Source organism: Mesorhizobium sp. M0030 (assembly GCF_040323695.1).
GTDB lineage: Bacteria > Pseudomonadota > Alphaproteobacteria > Rhizobiales > Rhizobiaceae > Mesorhizobium.
This window is the reverse complement of the sequence record NZ_JAMYVE010000004.1, coordinates 268,156-282,934: the sequence shown is the minus strand read 5'-3', so window position 1 is coordinate 282,934 and position 14,779 is coordinate 268,156. Positions and strand designations below refer to the sequence as shown.

Annotated in this window: 12 protein-coding genes and 1 pseudogene; 5 read left to right on the top strand and 8 right to left on the bottom strand. The window is 61.9% G+C overall.

Annotated elements, in window-relative coordinates:
- Positions 1-93 precede the first annotated feature (93 nt).
- Complete coding sequence (locus NKJ80_RS11465) at positions 94-231, top strand: hypothetical protein (protein WP_023686163.1); 138 nt, start codon at positions 94-96, stop codon at positions 229-231.
- 68 nt (positions 232-299) lie between these two features.
- On the opposite strand, the gene NKJ80_RS11460 is transcribed toward NKJ80_RS11465, so the two are convergent.
- The 7 genes from NKJ80_RS11460 to NKJ80_RS11430 all read right to left on the bottom strand — a co-directional run bounded on the left by NKJ80_RS11460 (position 300) and on the right by NKJ80_RS11430 (position 8,013).
- Positions 300-2,210, bottom strand: a complete 1,911-nt coding sequence (locus NKJ80_RS11460; RefSeq protein WP_352497583.1) for an ATP-binding protein — start codon at positions 2,208-2,210, stop codon at positions 300-302.
- A 21-nt stretch (positions 2,211-2,231) separates the two neighbouring features.
- Entirely contained in the window at positions 2,232-3,098 is an 867-nt protein-coding gene (locus NKJ80_RS11455) for a hypothetical protein (RefSeq protein ID WP_352497582.1), read from the bottom strand.
- Between the two features lie 59 nt (positions 3,099-3,157).
- Positions 3,158-4,303 (bottom strand): hypothetical protein, encoded by a 1,146-nt coding sequence (locus NKJ80_RS11450; protein ID WP_023683666.1) that lies wholly within the window; start codon positions 4,301-4,303, stop codon positions 3,158-3,160.
- A gap of 27 nt (positions 4,304-4,330) precedes the next feature.
- Complete coding sequence (locus NKJ80_RS11445) at positions 4,331-5,419, bottom strand: hypothetical protein (protein WP_023669990.1); 1,089 nt, start codon at positions 5,417-5,419, stop codon at positions 4,331-4,333.
- A gap of 321 nt (positions 5,420-5,740) precedes the next feature.
- Positions 5,741-6,124, bottom strand: a complete 384-nt coding sequence (locus NKJ80_RS11440; RefSeq protein ID WP_023669991.1) for a c-type cytochrome — start codon at positions 6,122-6,124, stop codon at positions 5,741-5,743.
- Positions 6,125-6,208: 84 nt separating this feature from the next.
- On the bottom strand, positions 6,209-7,387 hold the full coding sequence (locus tag NKJ80_RS11435) for a glycosyltransferase (RefSeq protein WP_023695820.1): 1,179 nt from the start codon (positions 7,385-7,387) through the stop codon (positions 6,209-6,211).
- 14 nt (positions 7,388-7,401) lie between these two features.
- On the bottom strand, positions 7,402-8,013 hold the full coding sequence (locus NKJ80_RS11430) for a thymidine kinase (protein ID WP_352497581.1): 612 nt from the start codon (positions 8,011-8,013) through the stop codon (positions 7,402-7,404).
- A 237-nt stretch (positions 8,014-8,250) separates the two neighbouring features.
- Here NKJ80_RS11430 and NKJ80_RS11425 point away from each other — a divergent pair, with 237 nt between their 5' ends.
- The 3 genes from NKJ80_RS11425 (at position 8,251) to choV (ending at position 11,355) form a co-directional block, all read left to right on the top strand.
- On the top strand, positions 8,251-9,186 hold the full coding sequence (locus NKJ80_RS11425; protein ID WP_023686157.1) for a choline ABC transporter substrate-binding protein: 936 nt from the start codon (positions 8,251-8,253) through the stop codon (positions 9,184-9,186).
- A 136-nt stretch (positions 9,187-9,322) separates the two neighbouring features.
- Complete coding sequence (gene choW / locus NKJ80_RS11420) at positions 9,323-10,177, top strand: choline ABC transporter permease subunit (protein ID WP_023669995.1); 855 nt, start codon at positions 9,323-9,325, stop codon at positions 10,175-10,177.
- Positions 10,174-11,355, top strand: a complete 1,182-nt coding sequence (gene choV, locus NKJ80_RS11415; protein ID WP_023669996.1) for a choline ABC transporter ATP-binding protein — start codon at positions 10,174-10,176, stop codon at positions 11,353-11,355. The genes choW and choV overlap by 4 nt, the downstream gene beginning before the upstream one ends.
- A gap of 97 nt (positions 11,356-11,452) precedes the next feature.
- Here choV and NKJ80_RS11410 read toward each other — a convergent pair.
- Positions 11,453-13,478, bottom strand: a pseudogene (locus tag NKJ80_RS11410) (transcriptional regulator).
- Positions 13,479-13,680: 202 nt separating this feature from the next.
- Between NKJ80_RS11410 and NKJ80_RS11405 the strand changes: the two are divergent.
- Entirely contained in the window at positions 13,681-14,766 is a 1,086-nt protein-coding gene (locus tag NKJ80_RS11405) for a PLP-dependent cysteine synthase family protein (RefSeq protein WP_023686154.1), read from the top strand.
- The last annotated feature ends 13 nt before the right edge of the window (positions 14,767-14,779 follow it).

The following is a 14,779-nucleotide window of genomic DNA, read 5'->3' as shown; positions in this document are numbered from 1 at the left end:
GAAGCGCCAACGCTGACGCCTCCCTCTCCCCGTTCTGCACGGGGAGAGGGCAAGGGTGAGGGGCAGCGCTAGCATTCAAGGACATGTCTCCCCATGGCCTTTGGCGGCAATAAATCGAAGATCATTGGTCCGGATGTGCCGATTGAGGCGCTGTTCGATAGCTGCCAGTATGGTCGTAGCGATCTCTGGTCCACGCATGCGCCGCCCCTCACCCTTGCCCTCGCCCCGTGAAGGACGGGGAGAGGGGGGCGTCAGCGTTAGCGCCAAACCTTTCAGCACCCGCGGGCAGCGAAGGAAGCTCACGCATTCCACAGCCCCTTCTTCTTCATCTCCTCCATCTCGCGCCCCGCCCGTTCGCGCAGGCGTGCGTCGCGCAGCAGCTTCTCCACCGCGGCGTCGTCGGATTTGTCGGAATAGCGGAACTCCGAGTCGGCGTAGCGGTTGATCTCCTGCATGACCATGTCCATCGAGAACGGCCCACGCAGTTCCTCGATCATGGCTTTCTTCTCGTCGTAGCCCTTGTGCATGAAGGCTTCCGGCTTCTCGAACCAGTCGTCGGGCAGCTCGATGTCCATGGCGCGCATCTTGATGGCGTCGGTGACGTTCTTGATGGCTCGGCCGGTGAAGCGCGGCTCGGCATCCTTGATCAGGTGCAGATAGGTGCCGATGTCGGCCATCGATTTCGGCGCGCCATTCTCCTTCATGTAGCGCTCATAGACCTTCATCAGCCCGTCTTCCTGAGGCTTCTCGTGCTTCTCATAGGCTTCGGTCACCGCGCGCTGGATCTCCTGCGCGGCGTAGAGCTTGTGGTCGCCGAGTGGGATCTTGTGGTTCTTGCCGGCAAGCAGGACGAAGATGTCGATATAGTCGTCGCGGCTCTGTGGGCCGTCGACCAGCCAGCGGGCCCCGGCGCGCTGGCGCAGCGCATCGTCGACATTTTCGGGATAGTTGGAAAACATGCCGAACGAGCAATTGCCGCGCACCACCGTGCCGGCGCCGGCAAAGGCGTCCATCAAGACGCCGGTGATTTCCTGTTGGCCGGCCGAGGCGCGGTCGTCGGAGCGGCGGGCCGCCACCTGGTCGATGTCGTCGACGGTGCCGAAACCGATGACACGTGGGTTCAAGACATTGTTGATGAACTGGCGGCAATTCTGGCCGGATTTGCCTTGGTAGGACGAGATCTGGTCGACGCCGAAATTCTCATAGGCGAAGGGATAGCCGGCAACCTGGCAATAATTGTTGACGAGGCCGGCGATCATCTGGATCAGCGTCGTCTTGCCGGTGCCCGGCGCGCCATCGCCGATGAAGGTGAAGAGGAAGCCGCCGAGCTCGACGAACGGGTTCAGCTCGCGCTCGAAATCATAGGCCATCAGCATCTTGGCGAGCTTAACCGACTGGTATTTGGCGATGTGGTTGCCGACGACCTCTTCGGGCTTCTTGAAGGTCATCACCAGCGGTTTCGAACGCTTGCCGGGCGCGACGTCGAAGCCGTCGAGGGTGAAATCGTCGGCGTCGATGCGGATGTGGGCGTTCTCGAACGGACCGATGCCGTCGAAGCGGCCTTTGCGGGCCAGCAGCCCATCAATGGCGACCCGTGCAAAAGCTCGCGCGCGCGTCGTCAGGTCGCCATCGTCCTTGGAGTCCGCAATCGCCTTGTCGAGACCGGCGACGATCGACTTCACCGCGTCCTGCGGCGTGTCGAACAGGAAGTCGGGTTCGGGGATATCGTTGGGCGCCTCGCCATCGCTGTCGATCAGCTGGAACAGATAGGAGGCAAGGCTGAAGGCCGAAACGTAAGCAGAGGCTGACAGAAGCTTCTTGAAGGTCGCCGCCTCATCGCCCTCAAGAGGCGCACGGGTGTTCTTGGCCTGGAGGCTTTCGAGGTCGGAGCCCTCGGCGAAGACGTCGGAGATGGCGAGCGCTATCGCCAGGCCGCGGCGGGCGCGGAACAGCAGCGTGTGCTGCGGGATGCTCATCAACTGGTCGTCGGGATGGATCGCGGCGACGGTCTTGGTAAGCTCGACCTCGCGGGTACGGCGCACCGAGCCGACCGAGACTGTCGAGACAAAGCGGCGATTGGTGCCGGCAAGTGCTGTGCCGGATTCGCGCGCAGGGTCTTCCAGAACCACGACGCGGGTGATGAAGCTCTGCGCCGTGGCGCGGTGCTTTTCGATTGCGGCTTCCGGGATGGTGGTCAGGCCGGTGTCCATCGTATCAATCCTCCTCGCGACTCACTCTTGTGCCTGCCCTCGCGTGAGCAAAATTGAAAACATCCCGTCAAAGGGTTCGTGATCGGGAAAGCGTTCGGCTTGAAAGATGGCCTCTCCCGGCCCTCCAAGCTTGAAACGGCAACGCTCAGTCCGTGCAAGACAATAAGCGACAGCCTGGTACTCAGTTAGGTCCGCTAACATCGCGCTAACGCAAATCTGATTCGGTTTTCCGTTGTTAGATGGCGGTCCGAATTCAACACGGTCTTCTGGCTCAAATGCATATCTTTTCATCAATCTTGGCCAGTGATATTCGACAAGCTTTTGTCTATTGCCGCAAAAGAACTGAATCACGATTTTTACATTGTAGCTATATCTTGGTTGCCGACTCTGTCTTATTCCAATGATCGGACGGGATGAATTACGTGTTCGGACAGGTAATTTTTCGACCAGAACGAGCATGACGCCTCCGGATCGAATGTGACGGTATGCTTCATATTGATCCAATTCGTACCAATAGAAAGTACAGATCGTGTCACCGTCTGTATTTTCATCTTCAGACCGCGAAGTAACCGGTCTGTAGCCGAACCCGGAAAACCATTCGGATAAGCCGGAAATTTGTTGAAGAACAAAAAACGCGGCAAGCGCCGGGTCTGCAACATCGATATAATTGAAAGCTTCAAGCTTCCGCACCCCATCCGGTAATCCTCGATGACGCCACCGACTTTCAACGTGAACCCGGTGTCCGAGAAGGCGCTCAAGGTTACGCAATGGTCGGGCGGTCAGTTTGTGCTTCTTGTAAGCACCGATATGCATATCGACATCCCACCAAGCGAGAACCCGGTAGGGCGATTCATTACTGCGGGAAGCAAGGTTATCCGTTTCGATCACAATCGCCTTCTGCCCCTGACCGCGCCCCGGAGATTGTCAGGCCCACCAAAAATGCCACCTCACACATCGCTGATCACCTGTCCGTTGGACAGAATATGGACCTTGTAGCCGGAAAAGATCTTTTGAGCTTCGCCGGCGGCGTAGAGTGCTTGATAGGCTTCGTGCGGGATCAGGGCGTGGTTCTCGTAGCTCGACACACCCTGGCGCGCGGCTTCGAGATCGTCGGTGTTGATAAAGAATTCCTGCGTGGTCTTCTCGCTCGAAAACAGGCCCTTGCGGCCGGGTTTCTCGCCCTTGGAGTAGACCTCCTGGATGGTCCAGGTGAGCAGCCAGGCATTTTCCGGTTTGCGCACCTTGGCCAGCACCTCGGTCACGGTCGAATTGTTGTCCGTAATGCCTGCGGAATAAAAGGGGCCGAGCACGACGCGGCGCAGCTGCTTAGGGTGCAGCGGCTCGAAATCCTTGTCGAGATTGACCGCAATCGTTGCGGGCGAAAGCGTGTAGGCGGAATTCTTCTCGGTGAAATCGTCGAAGCGATGGGCGAGTTCGGGGTTGAGCAGGCCGTCCACCGGCAGCGGGATGTCGACCCGTTCATTGAGCTTGCCGTTGCTGTCAACGAGCTGCCGGATCATGCTTTCGGAAGAATCCTCCACCGTCACCATGTAGACGAGCGGCAGGTTGGCGCTGCCGTCGAAGCTCGCCCAGTGCACGAGGTAATAGGGACGCCCGGTCTTTGGATTGACCGAGACCTTGGCCGTCTGCGCCAGCGAGAACGGGCCAAAAGTCTGTTCGCTCTTGACGTCCTCGAGATAGAGCCGCTCGGCCATCGACTTCTGCAGCGCTTCGGGGAATTCCTTGTGGCGCAGGATGAAGTCGGCCATTTCCTCGCGCAATTCGCCGGCCAGCGGAATGTTGGCCAGCCGCGCCTCGGCCTGGCGGCGGTCGTTTTCCAGTTCGAGCAGGTTCTGGAAGACGGGATAGCCGCTGTCGGCGCGCGAAATGCGGAACGTGTCCATGAAGCCGAGCCGGTTGCGCCAGCAGGAAAACGATTTGTCCAGCCGGGCAATGTATTCGGCGACAATCTTGGCGACGATGCCGTGCCGGTAAAGCGGCGAGCGGTCGTCGCGCATGAACACTTCAAGGCCGCTGAGTGCCGCCGTGATGGCGGAAAAATAGCGCGCCGCCGCTTCGTTTTCGGGAGTCATGCCGGTGTGCCCGCGTGCAGCCGCTCCTTACGACTGCACGTAGTTGGCCGAATTGTGCTTCTTCATCACGTCGTCGAAACGGCGGGCGAAGGCGTCGTCGGCGAGCTTCTTGCGGCGCTGGATGTCGGAGCTGGCGACCATGTTCTTCTCGTGCATTTCGAGGAGATCGCCGATGTGCTTTTGCGAGGCGGCGCCAATGCCGGCCATGGTCTCTTCGGCGGTGTTGTCGACCTGGCTGCCCAGCGTGTTGATCTTGTGGGCGACATCCTGCTGGGCGGCGGTCTTCAAGGAATCTTCCAGTGCCTTGTAGAGCACGATGCGCTGCTCCGTATCGATGGTCAGCTTGTTGATAAGCGTCGACTGGGCTGCGATCTGATTGTTGAGCGAATCGACGAAGGTCTGGAACATCGAGGTGTAGCGTTCCAGCGTCTGGCTCTCGGCCAGAAGCTCCTGCTCCTTGGCTTGCTTTTCATTGTATTCGGTCGCCAGTTTCGAGCGCTCGCCCTCAAGCTGCGTGCGCTCCTTCTGACTGGTAGAAGCGGCGATCTTGTTTTCGATGTCGAGCAGCAGCGGATTGACCTCCTCGATGCGCTTCTGCACCGCCTCGAGGTTGGTCATGGTGACCTTGCGGCGCTCGATCACCTGCGACAGGCTGTTTTCCGAGGTCTTGTAGCGCTGGTCGAGGACCTCTTTCTGCGCTTTCAGGATGCCGACGATGGTGTCGGACTTGACCAGAAGCTCCTGCAGATTGCCGGCCAGCGACATGTTGCGGACGCGGTCGGTGCGCATGCGCTGCTTGCGTTGCGCCGAGAAGACGCCGACGAAGCTTTCCCAGCCGGTGTAGTTCTTCATGCTCTCGAATTCGGTGCCGAAGACGTTGGTGGCGTCTTCCAGCCCGATGATCAGGTCGGCAATGTTGCCTTCCATCACCTTCTGCTGCTTCAGCACGTCCTCGATGCGGGCATTCTCGATGTCGAAATTGGCGTCGCCGATCTTCTTGTCGGCGGTGGCCAGCGTATCAAGCACCGTGCCCGACTGCTCGATCTTGGAGCGCATGTCCTGCACGACCTGCCTGGTCTTGGCAATTTCGGCATCGAAATTCTGCAATGTCGCCATAGGGGCCTCCCGCTTCGGCTTCCGGTCGCTGGCTGCGAACAGCGGCGAATATATGTGGGGTATCAGGGGATTGAAAGACGCAAGACAAGACCCGCCCCGAAAACAAAAAAATGCCTGGTCGTCTTGAAAGGCAATGAAGGCGGGGTCATGGCGTGATTAACCAGCCGGCCAAGTATTGTTCAATTGTCATTGAACTTTGACGGCTGCGAAGAAGTCGATCTCGGACAGTGTGGGTGTGCTGAATTCGACAGAGGGCTCAATGAGTTGCAAGCGCGAGACAGCTGGCGGAAGCCGTCGCCATCACGCTACGCATCGCGCCGTTCAAGGCTTCGGATCGGCCTTCAGATAGGCGATGACGTTGGCGATGTCCTCGTCGCTGCTCAGGCCGGAGAAGCCCATCCTGTTGCCGGGTACTTTCAGCTTGGGAGCGCCGAGATAGGCTTTGAGGTTGGCTTCGTCCCAAACGAGGCCGGCCGCGCCGGCGTCCTTCATGGCCTGCGAATAGTTGAAGTTCTGGGCGGTGCCGGCGGTCCGGCCGACGATACCGAGGAGATGCGGGCCGACCTTGTCGCGGTCGCTTGCCGCCTCGTGACAGGCCATGCAGCGGTAGAACACTTTCTTGCCAAGTGCTGCATCGCCGTCGGCCAGCGCGGCGAGGATACCGGCCAAGTAAATGACAAGGCCTGATGAAATGGCTCGAAGCATGGCGGTTCCCGGCTGGCTCTGGCTGAGGGCAAAATAGGCTGCAGGCCTTAACAAACGCCGTATGCCGGTGGATAGCAGCCGGGCTCAATCCGTGCGCGGGATCGCCGCGACCGCCTGCTTGACCTGCTTTTCAATCGCCGCCGACGAATGATTGTCGCGCACGAAAGCGCGGCCGATCTCCGCCATCTCGGCGGCCGCTTGCGGGCGTGTCGCGAGATCGATGATTTTCAATGCCAACTTGCCGGCATCGTCGCTGGACAGGAAATGCCTGCCCGCCTGCAGGCCAAGCCCTTCGACGGCCTTTTCGGTAGCGGCGACGACAAGGCCCGCCGCCATCGCCTCCAGCACCTTGATGCGGGTTCCGCCGCCGAAGTGCAGCGGGATCGGCGCATAGCCGGCGCGGCCAAGCAATTCCGGCAGATGCGGCGGGTTCTCGATCAACCGCAGACCATGCCTGGTGCATAGACCGCGCACGACATCGCGCGGGTTTCTGCCGGCGACGGTGATCGACCAGGGCCGGCCGGAGGCGGCGAGGCGCGGCGCCATCGCGCGGCCGATCTGCTTGACGGCATCGATGTTGGGGAAATAGCCGAGATGGCCTATGAAACACAGGCTGAGTTCACTGAAGCGCTCGGCAGCAATCGGCAGGGAAAGCACGCTCTCGTCTGGAATGGGGTTGGCGACGAACCTGACGTCGTTGACGGGGCCGAGAGCGGACAGAAGCGCTTCGTCGGCCCGCGAACAAACCCAGACCTGGTCGGCCAGGGCAGCCGCACACCTGTCGGCTTCGCGCGCCTCTGCCTTCCTTCGCCTGTTTTGGCGCCAGTCTCGAATTTGCTGCCACAGCGTCAGGCCGGCGATCCGGTCGGACACCGTCCGGGAATCAATGTTGTGCTGGTCAAGGACGGTGCGCGCGCGATGCTTCGGCGCCAGCGTCAGCAGCTGCGAAAGCACGATCTCCTCGATTACCACGAGATCGGGCGCGAATTCCCTCCAGATGGCGTCGGCCTCGGCCAGCTCGTCGTCCGGCATCATATGCACGGTCGGGTGCGGGCCGCGCCTGCCCCACGGCGCCCTGCCGCGCGCTGCCTCGATGATCCGGTGACGGATGTTCGGCGGTGTGGAGGGTGCCGGGGCGCCAGTCAGGCTTACCGTCAGGACCTCGCCCATCGATGCCAGGGCGCGTGCATTGGCGGCGTTCCGGATCTCTCCGCCGGAGACCGGCGGAAACGGGCAATCGACTGTGAACTGCAGAATTTTCATGTTGTCCCGGCCGTTCAGCCTCTGGTGAAGCCAATGAAATCGTCAGGCGCGGCGCGGCCCATTTCCTCTTCCCAGTGGCGGCGGCAGAGCGAGATATAGACGTCCTTGCCGATCGCCACCTGTTCGCCTTGTCTGGCCACCTTGCCGTCAGCGCCGAGACGCACGACCATCGTCGCCTTGCGGCCGCAGCTGCAGATGGTGCGCACTTCGCGCAGATCGTCTGCGATGGCGAGAAGCGCTCGCGAACCGGAAAACAGATTGCCCTGGAAATCGGTGCGCAGGCCGTAGCACATCACCGGGATGTTCAGCCGGTCGGCGATACGGGCGAGCTGCCAGACCTGCTCTTCCTCGAGAAATTGCGCCTCGTCGACAAAGATGCAATGCACCGTCGTATGTTCGTGATGCTCGGCGACGCGAGCGTAGAGATCGTCGCCGTCGCGGAACATCTCGGCCTCCGTCTCCAGGCGGATGCGCGACGAGATCAGCCCGGTGTCGCCCTTTCTGTAGTGGCCGGCGACGAACAGCATCGTCGTCATACCGCGTTCGCGATAATTGTAGGACGCCTGCAGCAGCATTGTCGTTTTGCCGGCATTCATCGTCGCATAGTGGAAGTAGAGCTTGGCCATGCCGTCCTTTTAAGCCGAGTTGGCGCGGCGCGGGGAGAGGGCACCGCTGCATTTGATGGGAAAAGCCGTCTGCAATCGAAAAAGCGGCGGGCGTGTCGCTGTTTGGCCAGTCCGCGCCGTTGATCGTGATTGTCTTAGCGCTTGAAACCACACCAGAATGGTGTTTGGCTGACGAAACAAGGCGGGCAGAGAAACCGTAACTACGCTTCGCCAAAGAATCACAATGGGAGACTGCCAATGTCGCGTATGAACACCTTCGTCGCCGGCCTCGGCCTGGCGACTTTTCTGTCCACGAGCGCTGCACTTGCCGGCGATCCGGAGAGCTGCAAGGCGGTGCGCCTTTCCGATGTCGGCTGGACCGACATCCAGGCAACCACCGGCGTCGCTTCGGTGCTGCTCACCGCGCTCGGCTACGAGCCGCAGACGATCCAGCTATCGGTACCGGTGACCATGGCGTCGCTGAAAAACAAGGATCTCGACGTCTTCCTCGGCAACTGGATGCCGTCGATGACCAACGACATCAAGGACTACACCGCCGATGGTTCGGTCGAGACGATCGGCACCAACCTGACCGGCGCCGGCTACGGCATCGTCGTACCGACCTATGTCGCGGAGGCCGGCGTCAAGTCGCTGACCGACATCGGCAAGTTCAAGGACAAGTTCAACGGCAAGATTTACGGCATCGAGGCGGGCAATGACGGCAACCGCATCATCCTCGACATGATCAAGAACCCGAAGGACAATCTCGAAGGCTTCGAGCTGGTCGAGTCCTCGGAAGCCGGCATGCTGACGCAGGCCGAGCAGTCGATCAAGAACAATGAGTGGATCGCGTTCCTCGGCTGGACGCCGCATCCGGTGATGGGCGCCATGAAGCTCACCTATCTCGACGGCATGGGCGACAGCGGCTTCGGCGCCGCCACCGTCTACACCAATGTGCGCAAGGGCTACACCACCGAATGCCCGAATGCCGGCAAGTTCATCGCCAACCTGAAGTTCAACCTGGACATGGAAGGCGAGATGATGGACGCGATCCTGAAGGGCGGCGACGCCAACACGGTCGCAGCCGACTGGCTGAAGAAGCACCCTGACGCGGTTGCGCCGTGGATTGCCGGCGTCACCACCTTCGATGGCGGCGATGCGGCAGCGGCGGTCAAGACTGCGCTCGGAAGCTGAGCCGACTAATTCGGCCAAGCCGAACCAGGAAGGGCAGCCAATCTAGAAAAGGCTGCCCTTTTTCATATCCTGTGAGAAGATGACCTAATGAGAGCGGAGGCCGGAAGCAGGCGGTCTCTCGCATGAGAGGGGCGATATGGATCCGATTTCGAAATTCATGGTCGATCACAAGATACCGATCGGCGCCTGGGGAAAGGCGTTCTTCGGTTTCCTCACCGACAATTTCGACACCGTGTTCAGGGCCTTCTCGAATGGCCTCAATTTCCTGCTCGACGGGCTGGTTGGCATCCTTTTGATGGTGCCGCCGGTGCTGCTGGCGCTGATCATCGCCATCATCGCCTGGCTGCTGCAGCGCTCGCGCCCGCTGGCCATAGGCGTCTTTCTCGGCCTGATCTTCATCATCAACCAGAACCTCTGGAAGCAGACGGTGCAGACGCTGGTGCTGGTCGTGGCCGCCGCCGCCATGGCGATGGCCATCGGCGTGCCGCTCGGCATCTGGGCCGCGCACAAGCCGAAGGTCTACCGCATCATGCTGCCGGTGCTCGACCTGATGCAAACGCTGCCGACCTTCGTCTACCTGATCCCGGTTCTGACCCTGTTCGGTCTCGGCAACGCGCCCGGCCTCATCGTCACCATCATCTTTGTCATCCCGACCGCGGTCCGGCTCACCCATCTCGGCGTCGTCTCGGTGCCGAAGTCGATCATCGAGGCCGGCGAGGCGTTCGGCGCCACCAAGCAGCAGCTGCTGTGGAAGGTCGAGCTGCCCTCGGCCTTGCCGACCATCATGGCCGGGCTGACGCAATCGATCATGCTGTCGCTGTCGATGGTGGTGTTTGCAGCACTGATCGGCGCCGGCGGCCTCGGCACTGAAATCAACCGCGCGCTCGGCTCGCGCCGCATCGATCTCGGGCTCGAGGCGGGCCTGGCGATTGTCGTACTCGCCATCGTGCTCGACCGGATGACGCGTATCGGCGTTGGAGGCAAGAAATGACCGTCGCCGTCGATTTCAAAAATGTCGATATCGTCTTCGGCTCCGACCAGGCCGGTTCGCTGGCTCTGATCGACGGCGGCGCCACGCGCGCCGAAATCCTTGAAAAGACCGGCAATGTGCTGGGTTGCGCCGGCGCCAGCCTGACCGTGCATGAGGGCGAAATCTCGGTGCTGATGGGCCTGTCCGGCTCCGGCAAGTCGACGCTGCTGCGGGCGGTCAACCGGCTCAACGTGGTGTCGCGCGGCCAGGTGCTGGTCAAGGACGGCGACAATATCGTCGATGTCGTGACCTGCGATCAGGCGACGCTGCGGCGGCTGCGGCAGAAGCAGGTGGCGATGGTGTTCCAGCAGTTCGGCCTGCTGCCTTGGCGTACGGTGGAGGAGAATGTCGGCCTCGGCCTCGAACTCGCCGGCGTGCCGGAGCAAGAGCGCAAGGAGCGCGTGCAACGCCAGCTGAAACTGGTCAATCTCGACCAGTGGTCGAAGAAATACGCGCATGAGCTGTCCGGCGGCATGCAGCAGCGCGTCGGCCTGGCCCGTGCCTTCGCCACCGAGGCGCCGATCCTGCTGATGGACGAGCCGTTCTCGGCGCTCGATCCGCTGATCCGCACCAAGCTGCAGGACGAATTGCTGCAGCTGCAGGCGGAGCTGAAGAAGACCATCATCTTCGTCAGCCATGATCTGGAAGAGGCGCTGAAGATCGGCACCCACATCACCATCATGGAGGGCGGTCGCATCGTGCAGACCGGGGCGCCGGAAGACATCGTGCTCAAGCCCGCCAATGACTATGTCCGCGACTTCATCGCCAATGTGAATCCGTTGTCGGTGCTGACCGCCTGGAACGTCATGCGCGACAGCCGCGACCTCGAGCACGGCGATAATGGCTGGGTGTGGCTCGACCGGCGCAAGACGACGCGTTTCAAGATCGACGAGCACGGGCTGGTGGCGGCGGCGGAACGCGACGGCAAACCGGCGGTATGGGTGTCGTGCGCCGATGTCGAGGCGCAGCCGGAGGAGACGGCGCAAGTGTTCTGGGCCAACCCCGGGACCTCGCTGAAGACGGTGATGCTGGCCATGCACCGCTCGCAGACGGCACCCGTGGCGCTGTTCGACGACCAGTCGCGCTTTGTCGGCGCGATCGGGATACGCGATGTGCTGAGCGCGGTGTTGCGGCGCTAGATCATGATGAGATTTGGTTGAAATCTCATCATGATCTAACCCTTTGTTGGAGCATGATCTTTTCCAAAAACCGGTACCCACTTTTTGGGATCATGCTCTAAGCCAGCCCGATGCGCGTGGCGCCGAGCTTGAACAGGGCTGTGGCATCCCGGTCGAAGCGGAAGGTGTCGATGAAGTCGTCGGCTCGGTAATCCGGAAGCGTCTTGCGGATGGCGGCGGCGAAGTTTTTCGCCTCGTCCAGCCGCCCAGCCAACGCCAGGCAGTGGGCGGCGATCGACAGGATGATGACATGTGCGTTGGGGCGGGCGGCCGCCTTCAGCGCCCATTCGGCCGCCTCGTCGAACTGGCCGAGGCGGACATGCGCCATGGCGCGTGCGCCCAGCATGCCGAACAGCATCGGGTCGAACGGCGACAGATGGCGCGAATGATCCGACGATCCGATCGCCGCGTGCGGGTCGCCCGACTGCGAATGCACGAAGGACAGCGCATAGTGGCCAAGCGCGAAGTTCGGGCTGAGGTCGACGGCTCTTTGCAGTTCTAGCACGGACGCATCACCCTCGCCGCGCAGCCACAGCGCCCGGCCCATCGCCCAGTGCGCGGCGGGATTATGATCGTCGACCAAAACGCTCTGGCCGGCCGCCTCAAAGGCAAGCGCGCTGTCCTGGTCGCGGTCGCCCCAGCGCTGGAAGGCGCTCTGCCAATGGGTGAAGGACAGGCCGGCATAGGCGGGTAAAGGTCGGATCCTGCTGCAGTGCGATGCCGAAGAAATGCCTGGCCTGCTCGTTTTCGCTGCGGGTGAAGCGATACATATGCCAGAGTCCTCGATGGTAGGCCTCCCAGGCATTGAGCGAATTGGGCGCCTTCAGCATGGCGCGGTTGCGCTCGACCATCTCTATCTCGGATGAGATGAAGGCCACGATGCTGTTGCCGATATCGTCGAGGACAATGAAGATGTCCTCGGGCTTGCGCTCGAAGGTCTCGGCCCAGACGATCCTGGCCGTGCGCACCTCGACAAGCTCGACGGTGACGATCAGGCGGCCGGTCAGGCTGCGCACCGTGCCGGTGGCGACATAGTCGACATCCAGCCTGCGGCCGGCATCTTCCGGCGCGATGTTCTTTTCTGCCAGCGCAAAGACCGAGCCCCGGGCGATTACAAAGAAGTCCCTGAGCTTGGCGAGGCGGGTAATGATGTCGTGGGTCAAGCCGTCGGCCAGCCCACCACAAACGCCGCCGGCATCTTCGGCAAATGGCATCACGGCAAGCGAAGCTTTGTGGGGCGCCGCGGCTTCGGTGGGGGCACGCGCGATCGGGCTGTGGCCCGCCACCGGCGCTACCGCAGGCTGTGCCGGCAAAGTCGCGCAGTGACGTTCCGCGCGAATGGCAAGCCACGCCTGGCGCACAGGGCCAAAATCCAGCTCTTCCGATTGGAAGAGCGATGCTGCTGCGGCAAGATGGTCCTCGCAGGCACCGAACTGGCCGCGCCGCGCCAGCCTCACCAGGAGTGCGACATGGGCGCTGCTGTCGAACGGGGTCAATTCCAGCCATTTTTCGAGATGGGCGGAGACGTCTTCGGAATCGGCCGGCAGCGTCTTGACCAGATGTTCCAGTATAGCAGCTTGGCAGGAACCGAAACGGCGGCGCTGCGCGGTCAGCCAGCTGTTGAAGAGAGGGCTGCGGTCGATCTCCAGCCCTTCGAGGAAGTCGCCGACGAACAGGTCGGAGAGCAACTGCAGTCGCGTCGGCTCGAGCGTTTCGATGCCTGCGGCAGCCGCCGCCGCGACATCCAGAACGTCGACTGAGATGCCGTCGAGATCGAGCGCGATCGTATCGCCCGATGTTTCGATCCTGCGGCGGCCCGGTTCGTCGAGCGCGGCCCGCAGCTTGCTCAGGCACCAGCGCAGCTCACCCCTGGGATCATTTGGAACATCCCACAGCAACTCGCAGAGCTTGCCACGTCCGACCGGATGGGGCGCCAGCGCCAGATAGGCCAGCAGCGCGCGCAGCTTGCGCGATGCCGGCAAGACCACCGGGACGCCGTCGCGCGCAATTGTCGGCGGCCCAAACAGGCGCACGACAACACCTTGATGGCTGCTCGCCAGGCTCGATTCCACGCCAGATACCACGCCTGCTCCCACGCTGACCTGCCGGCCCCTGCTTTACCACCGAGCACGACAAAGTGCACCCGGCTCGCAAAATTTGTGCGCCGAATGTGGTGTTTACCACACTGCCGCACGTCAAGGACCTGTAGTGCGGCAAGGTGTCGAAATCTCGCCGCCCAAACCGCCGGTGTGTAACCGGCCCGTGAGCAAGAACCAGGAGTCTACCATGTTGCATCAGCAGAAAATCAGAACCACGGCCGGCCGCGGCCGCCTGTTCGACAGCATTCTCGACACCATCGGCGACACGCCGGTCATCCGCGTCAATAATCTCGGACCGGCGCACGCCACCATCTACGTCAAGGCCGAGTTCTTCAATCCGGCGGCGTCGGTGAAGGACCGGCTGGCGCTCAACATCATCGAGGAAGGTGAACGCACCGGCGCGCTCAAGCCTGGACAGACCATTGTCGAGGCGACCAGCGGCAACACCGGCATCGGTCTTGCCATGGTCTGTGCGCAGAAGGGCTACAAGCTGGTGGTGACGATGGCCGACAGTTTCTCGGTCGAGCGCCGCAAGCTGATGCGGATGCTGGGCGCCAAGGTGGTGCTGACGCCGCGCGCCGAGAAAGGCTTCGGCATGTACAAGAAGGCGGTGGAACTGGCCGAAGCCAATGGCTGGTTCCTGGCCCGCCAGTTCGAGACCAAGGCCAACGCCGACATTCATGAAGCTACCACGGGACGCGAGATCGTCAACGATTTCGCCGGCTCGCGGCTCGACTATTTCGTCACCGGCTACGGCACCGGCGGCACCGTCGCCGGCGTGGCGCGGGTGCTGCGCCGCGAGCGGCCTGAGACCCGGATCGTGCTCACCGAACCGGCCAACGCGCAGCTTGTCGGCAGCGGCAAGCGGCAGATGCGTGGCGCCGGCGGAGCGCCGGCCGCCAGCCATCCGGCTTTCGAACCGCACCCGATCCAGGGCTGGACGCCGGATTTCATCCCGCACGTCCTGCAGGAGGCCATCGATGGCAACTTCTATGACGAGGTGATGCCGATCGCCGGGCCGGAGGGCATGAAATGGGCCAAGGCGCTGGCGCAGCAGGAAGGCATCTTCACCGGCATTTCCGGCGGTTCGGCTTTTGCCGTGGCGCGCCAGATCGCCGGCACAGCGCCGGCCGGATCGGTGATCCTGTGCATGCTTCCCGATACCGGTGAACGCTACATGACCACGCCTTTGTTCGACGGCATCGAGGCCGAGATGAATGCGGAAGAGCTTGCTCTCTCGCGCTCGACGCCCGGTTGCCAGTTCCCGGCATGATGACGCGGGAGCA

Coding starts and splice junctions, on each gene's coding strand:
- NKJ80_RS11465 (WP_023686163.1), top strand. CDS start 94: ATGGCCTTTGGCGGCAATAAATCGAAGATCATTGGTCCGGATGTGCCG.
- NKJ80_RS11460 (WP_352497583.1), bottom strand. CDS start 2,210: ATGGACACCGGCCTGACCACCATCCCGGAAGCCGCAATCGAAAAGCAC.
- NKJ80_RS11450 (WP_023683666.1), bottom strand. CDS start 4,303: ATGACTCCCGAAAACGAAGCGGCGGCGCGCTATTTTTCCGCCATCACG.
- NKJ80_RS11445 (WP_023669990.1), bottom strand. CDS start 5,419: ATGGCGACATTGCAGAATTTCGATGCCGAAATTGCCAAGACCAGGCAG.
- NKJ80_RS11440 (WP_023669991.1), bottom strand. CDS start 6,124: ATGCTTCGAGCCATTTCATCAGGCCTTGTCATTTACTTGGCCGGTATC.
- NKJ80_RS11435 (WP_023695820.1), bottom strand. CDS start 7,387: ATGAAAATTCTGCAGTTCACAGTCGATTGCCCGTTTCCGCCGGTCTCC.
- NKJ80_RS11430 (WP_352497581.1), bottom strand. CDS start 8,013: ATGGCCAAGCTCTACTTCCACTATGCGACGATGAATGCCGGCAAAACG.
- NKJ80_RS11425 (WP_023686157.1), top strand. CDS start 8,251: ATGTCGCGTATGAACACCTTCGTCGCCGGCCTCGGCCTGGCGACTTTT.
- choW (WP_023669995.1), top strand. CDS start 9,323: ATGGATCCGATTTCGAAATTCATGGTCGATCACAAGATACCGATCGGC.
- choV (WP_023669996.1), top strand. CDS start 10,174: ATGACCGTCGCCGTCGATTTCAAAAATGTCGATATCGTCTTCGGCTCC.
- NKJ80_RS11405 (WP_023686154.1), top strand. CDS start 13,681: ATGTTGCATCAGCAGAAAATCAGAACCACGGCCGGCCGCGGCCGCCTG.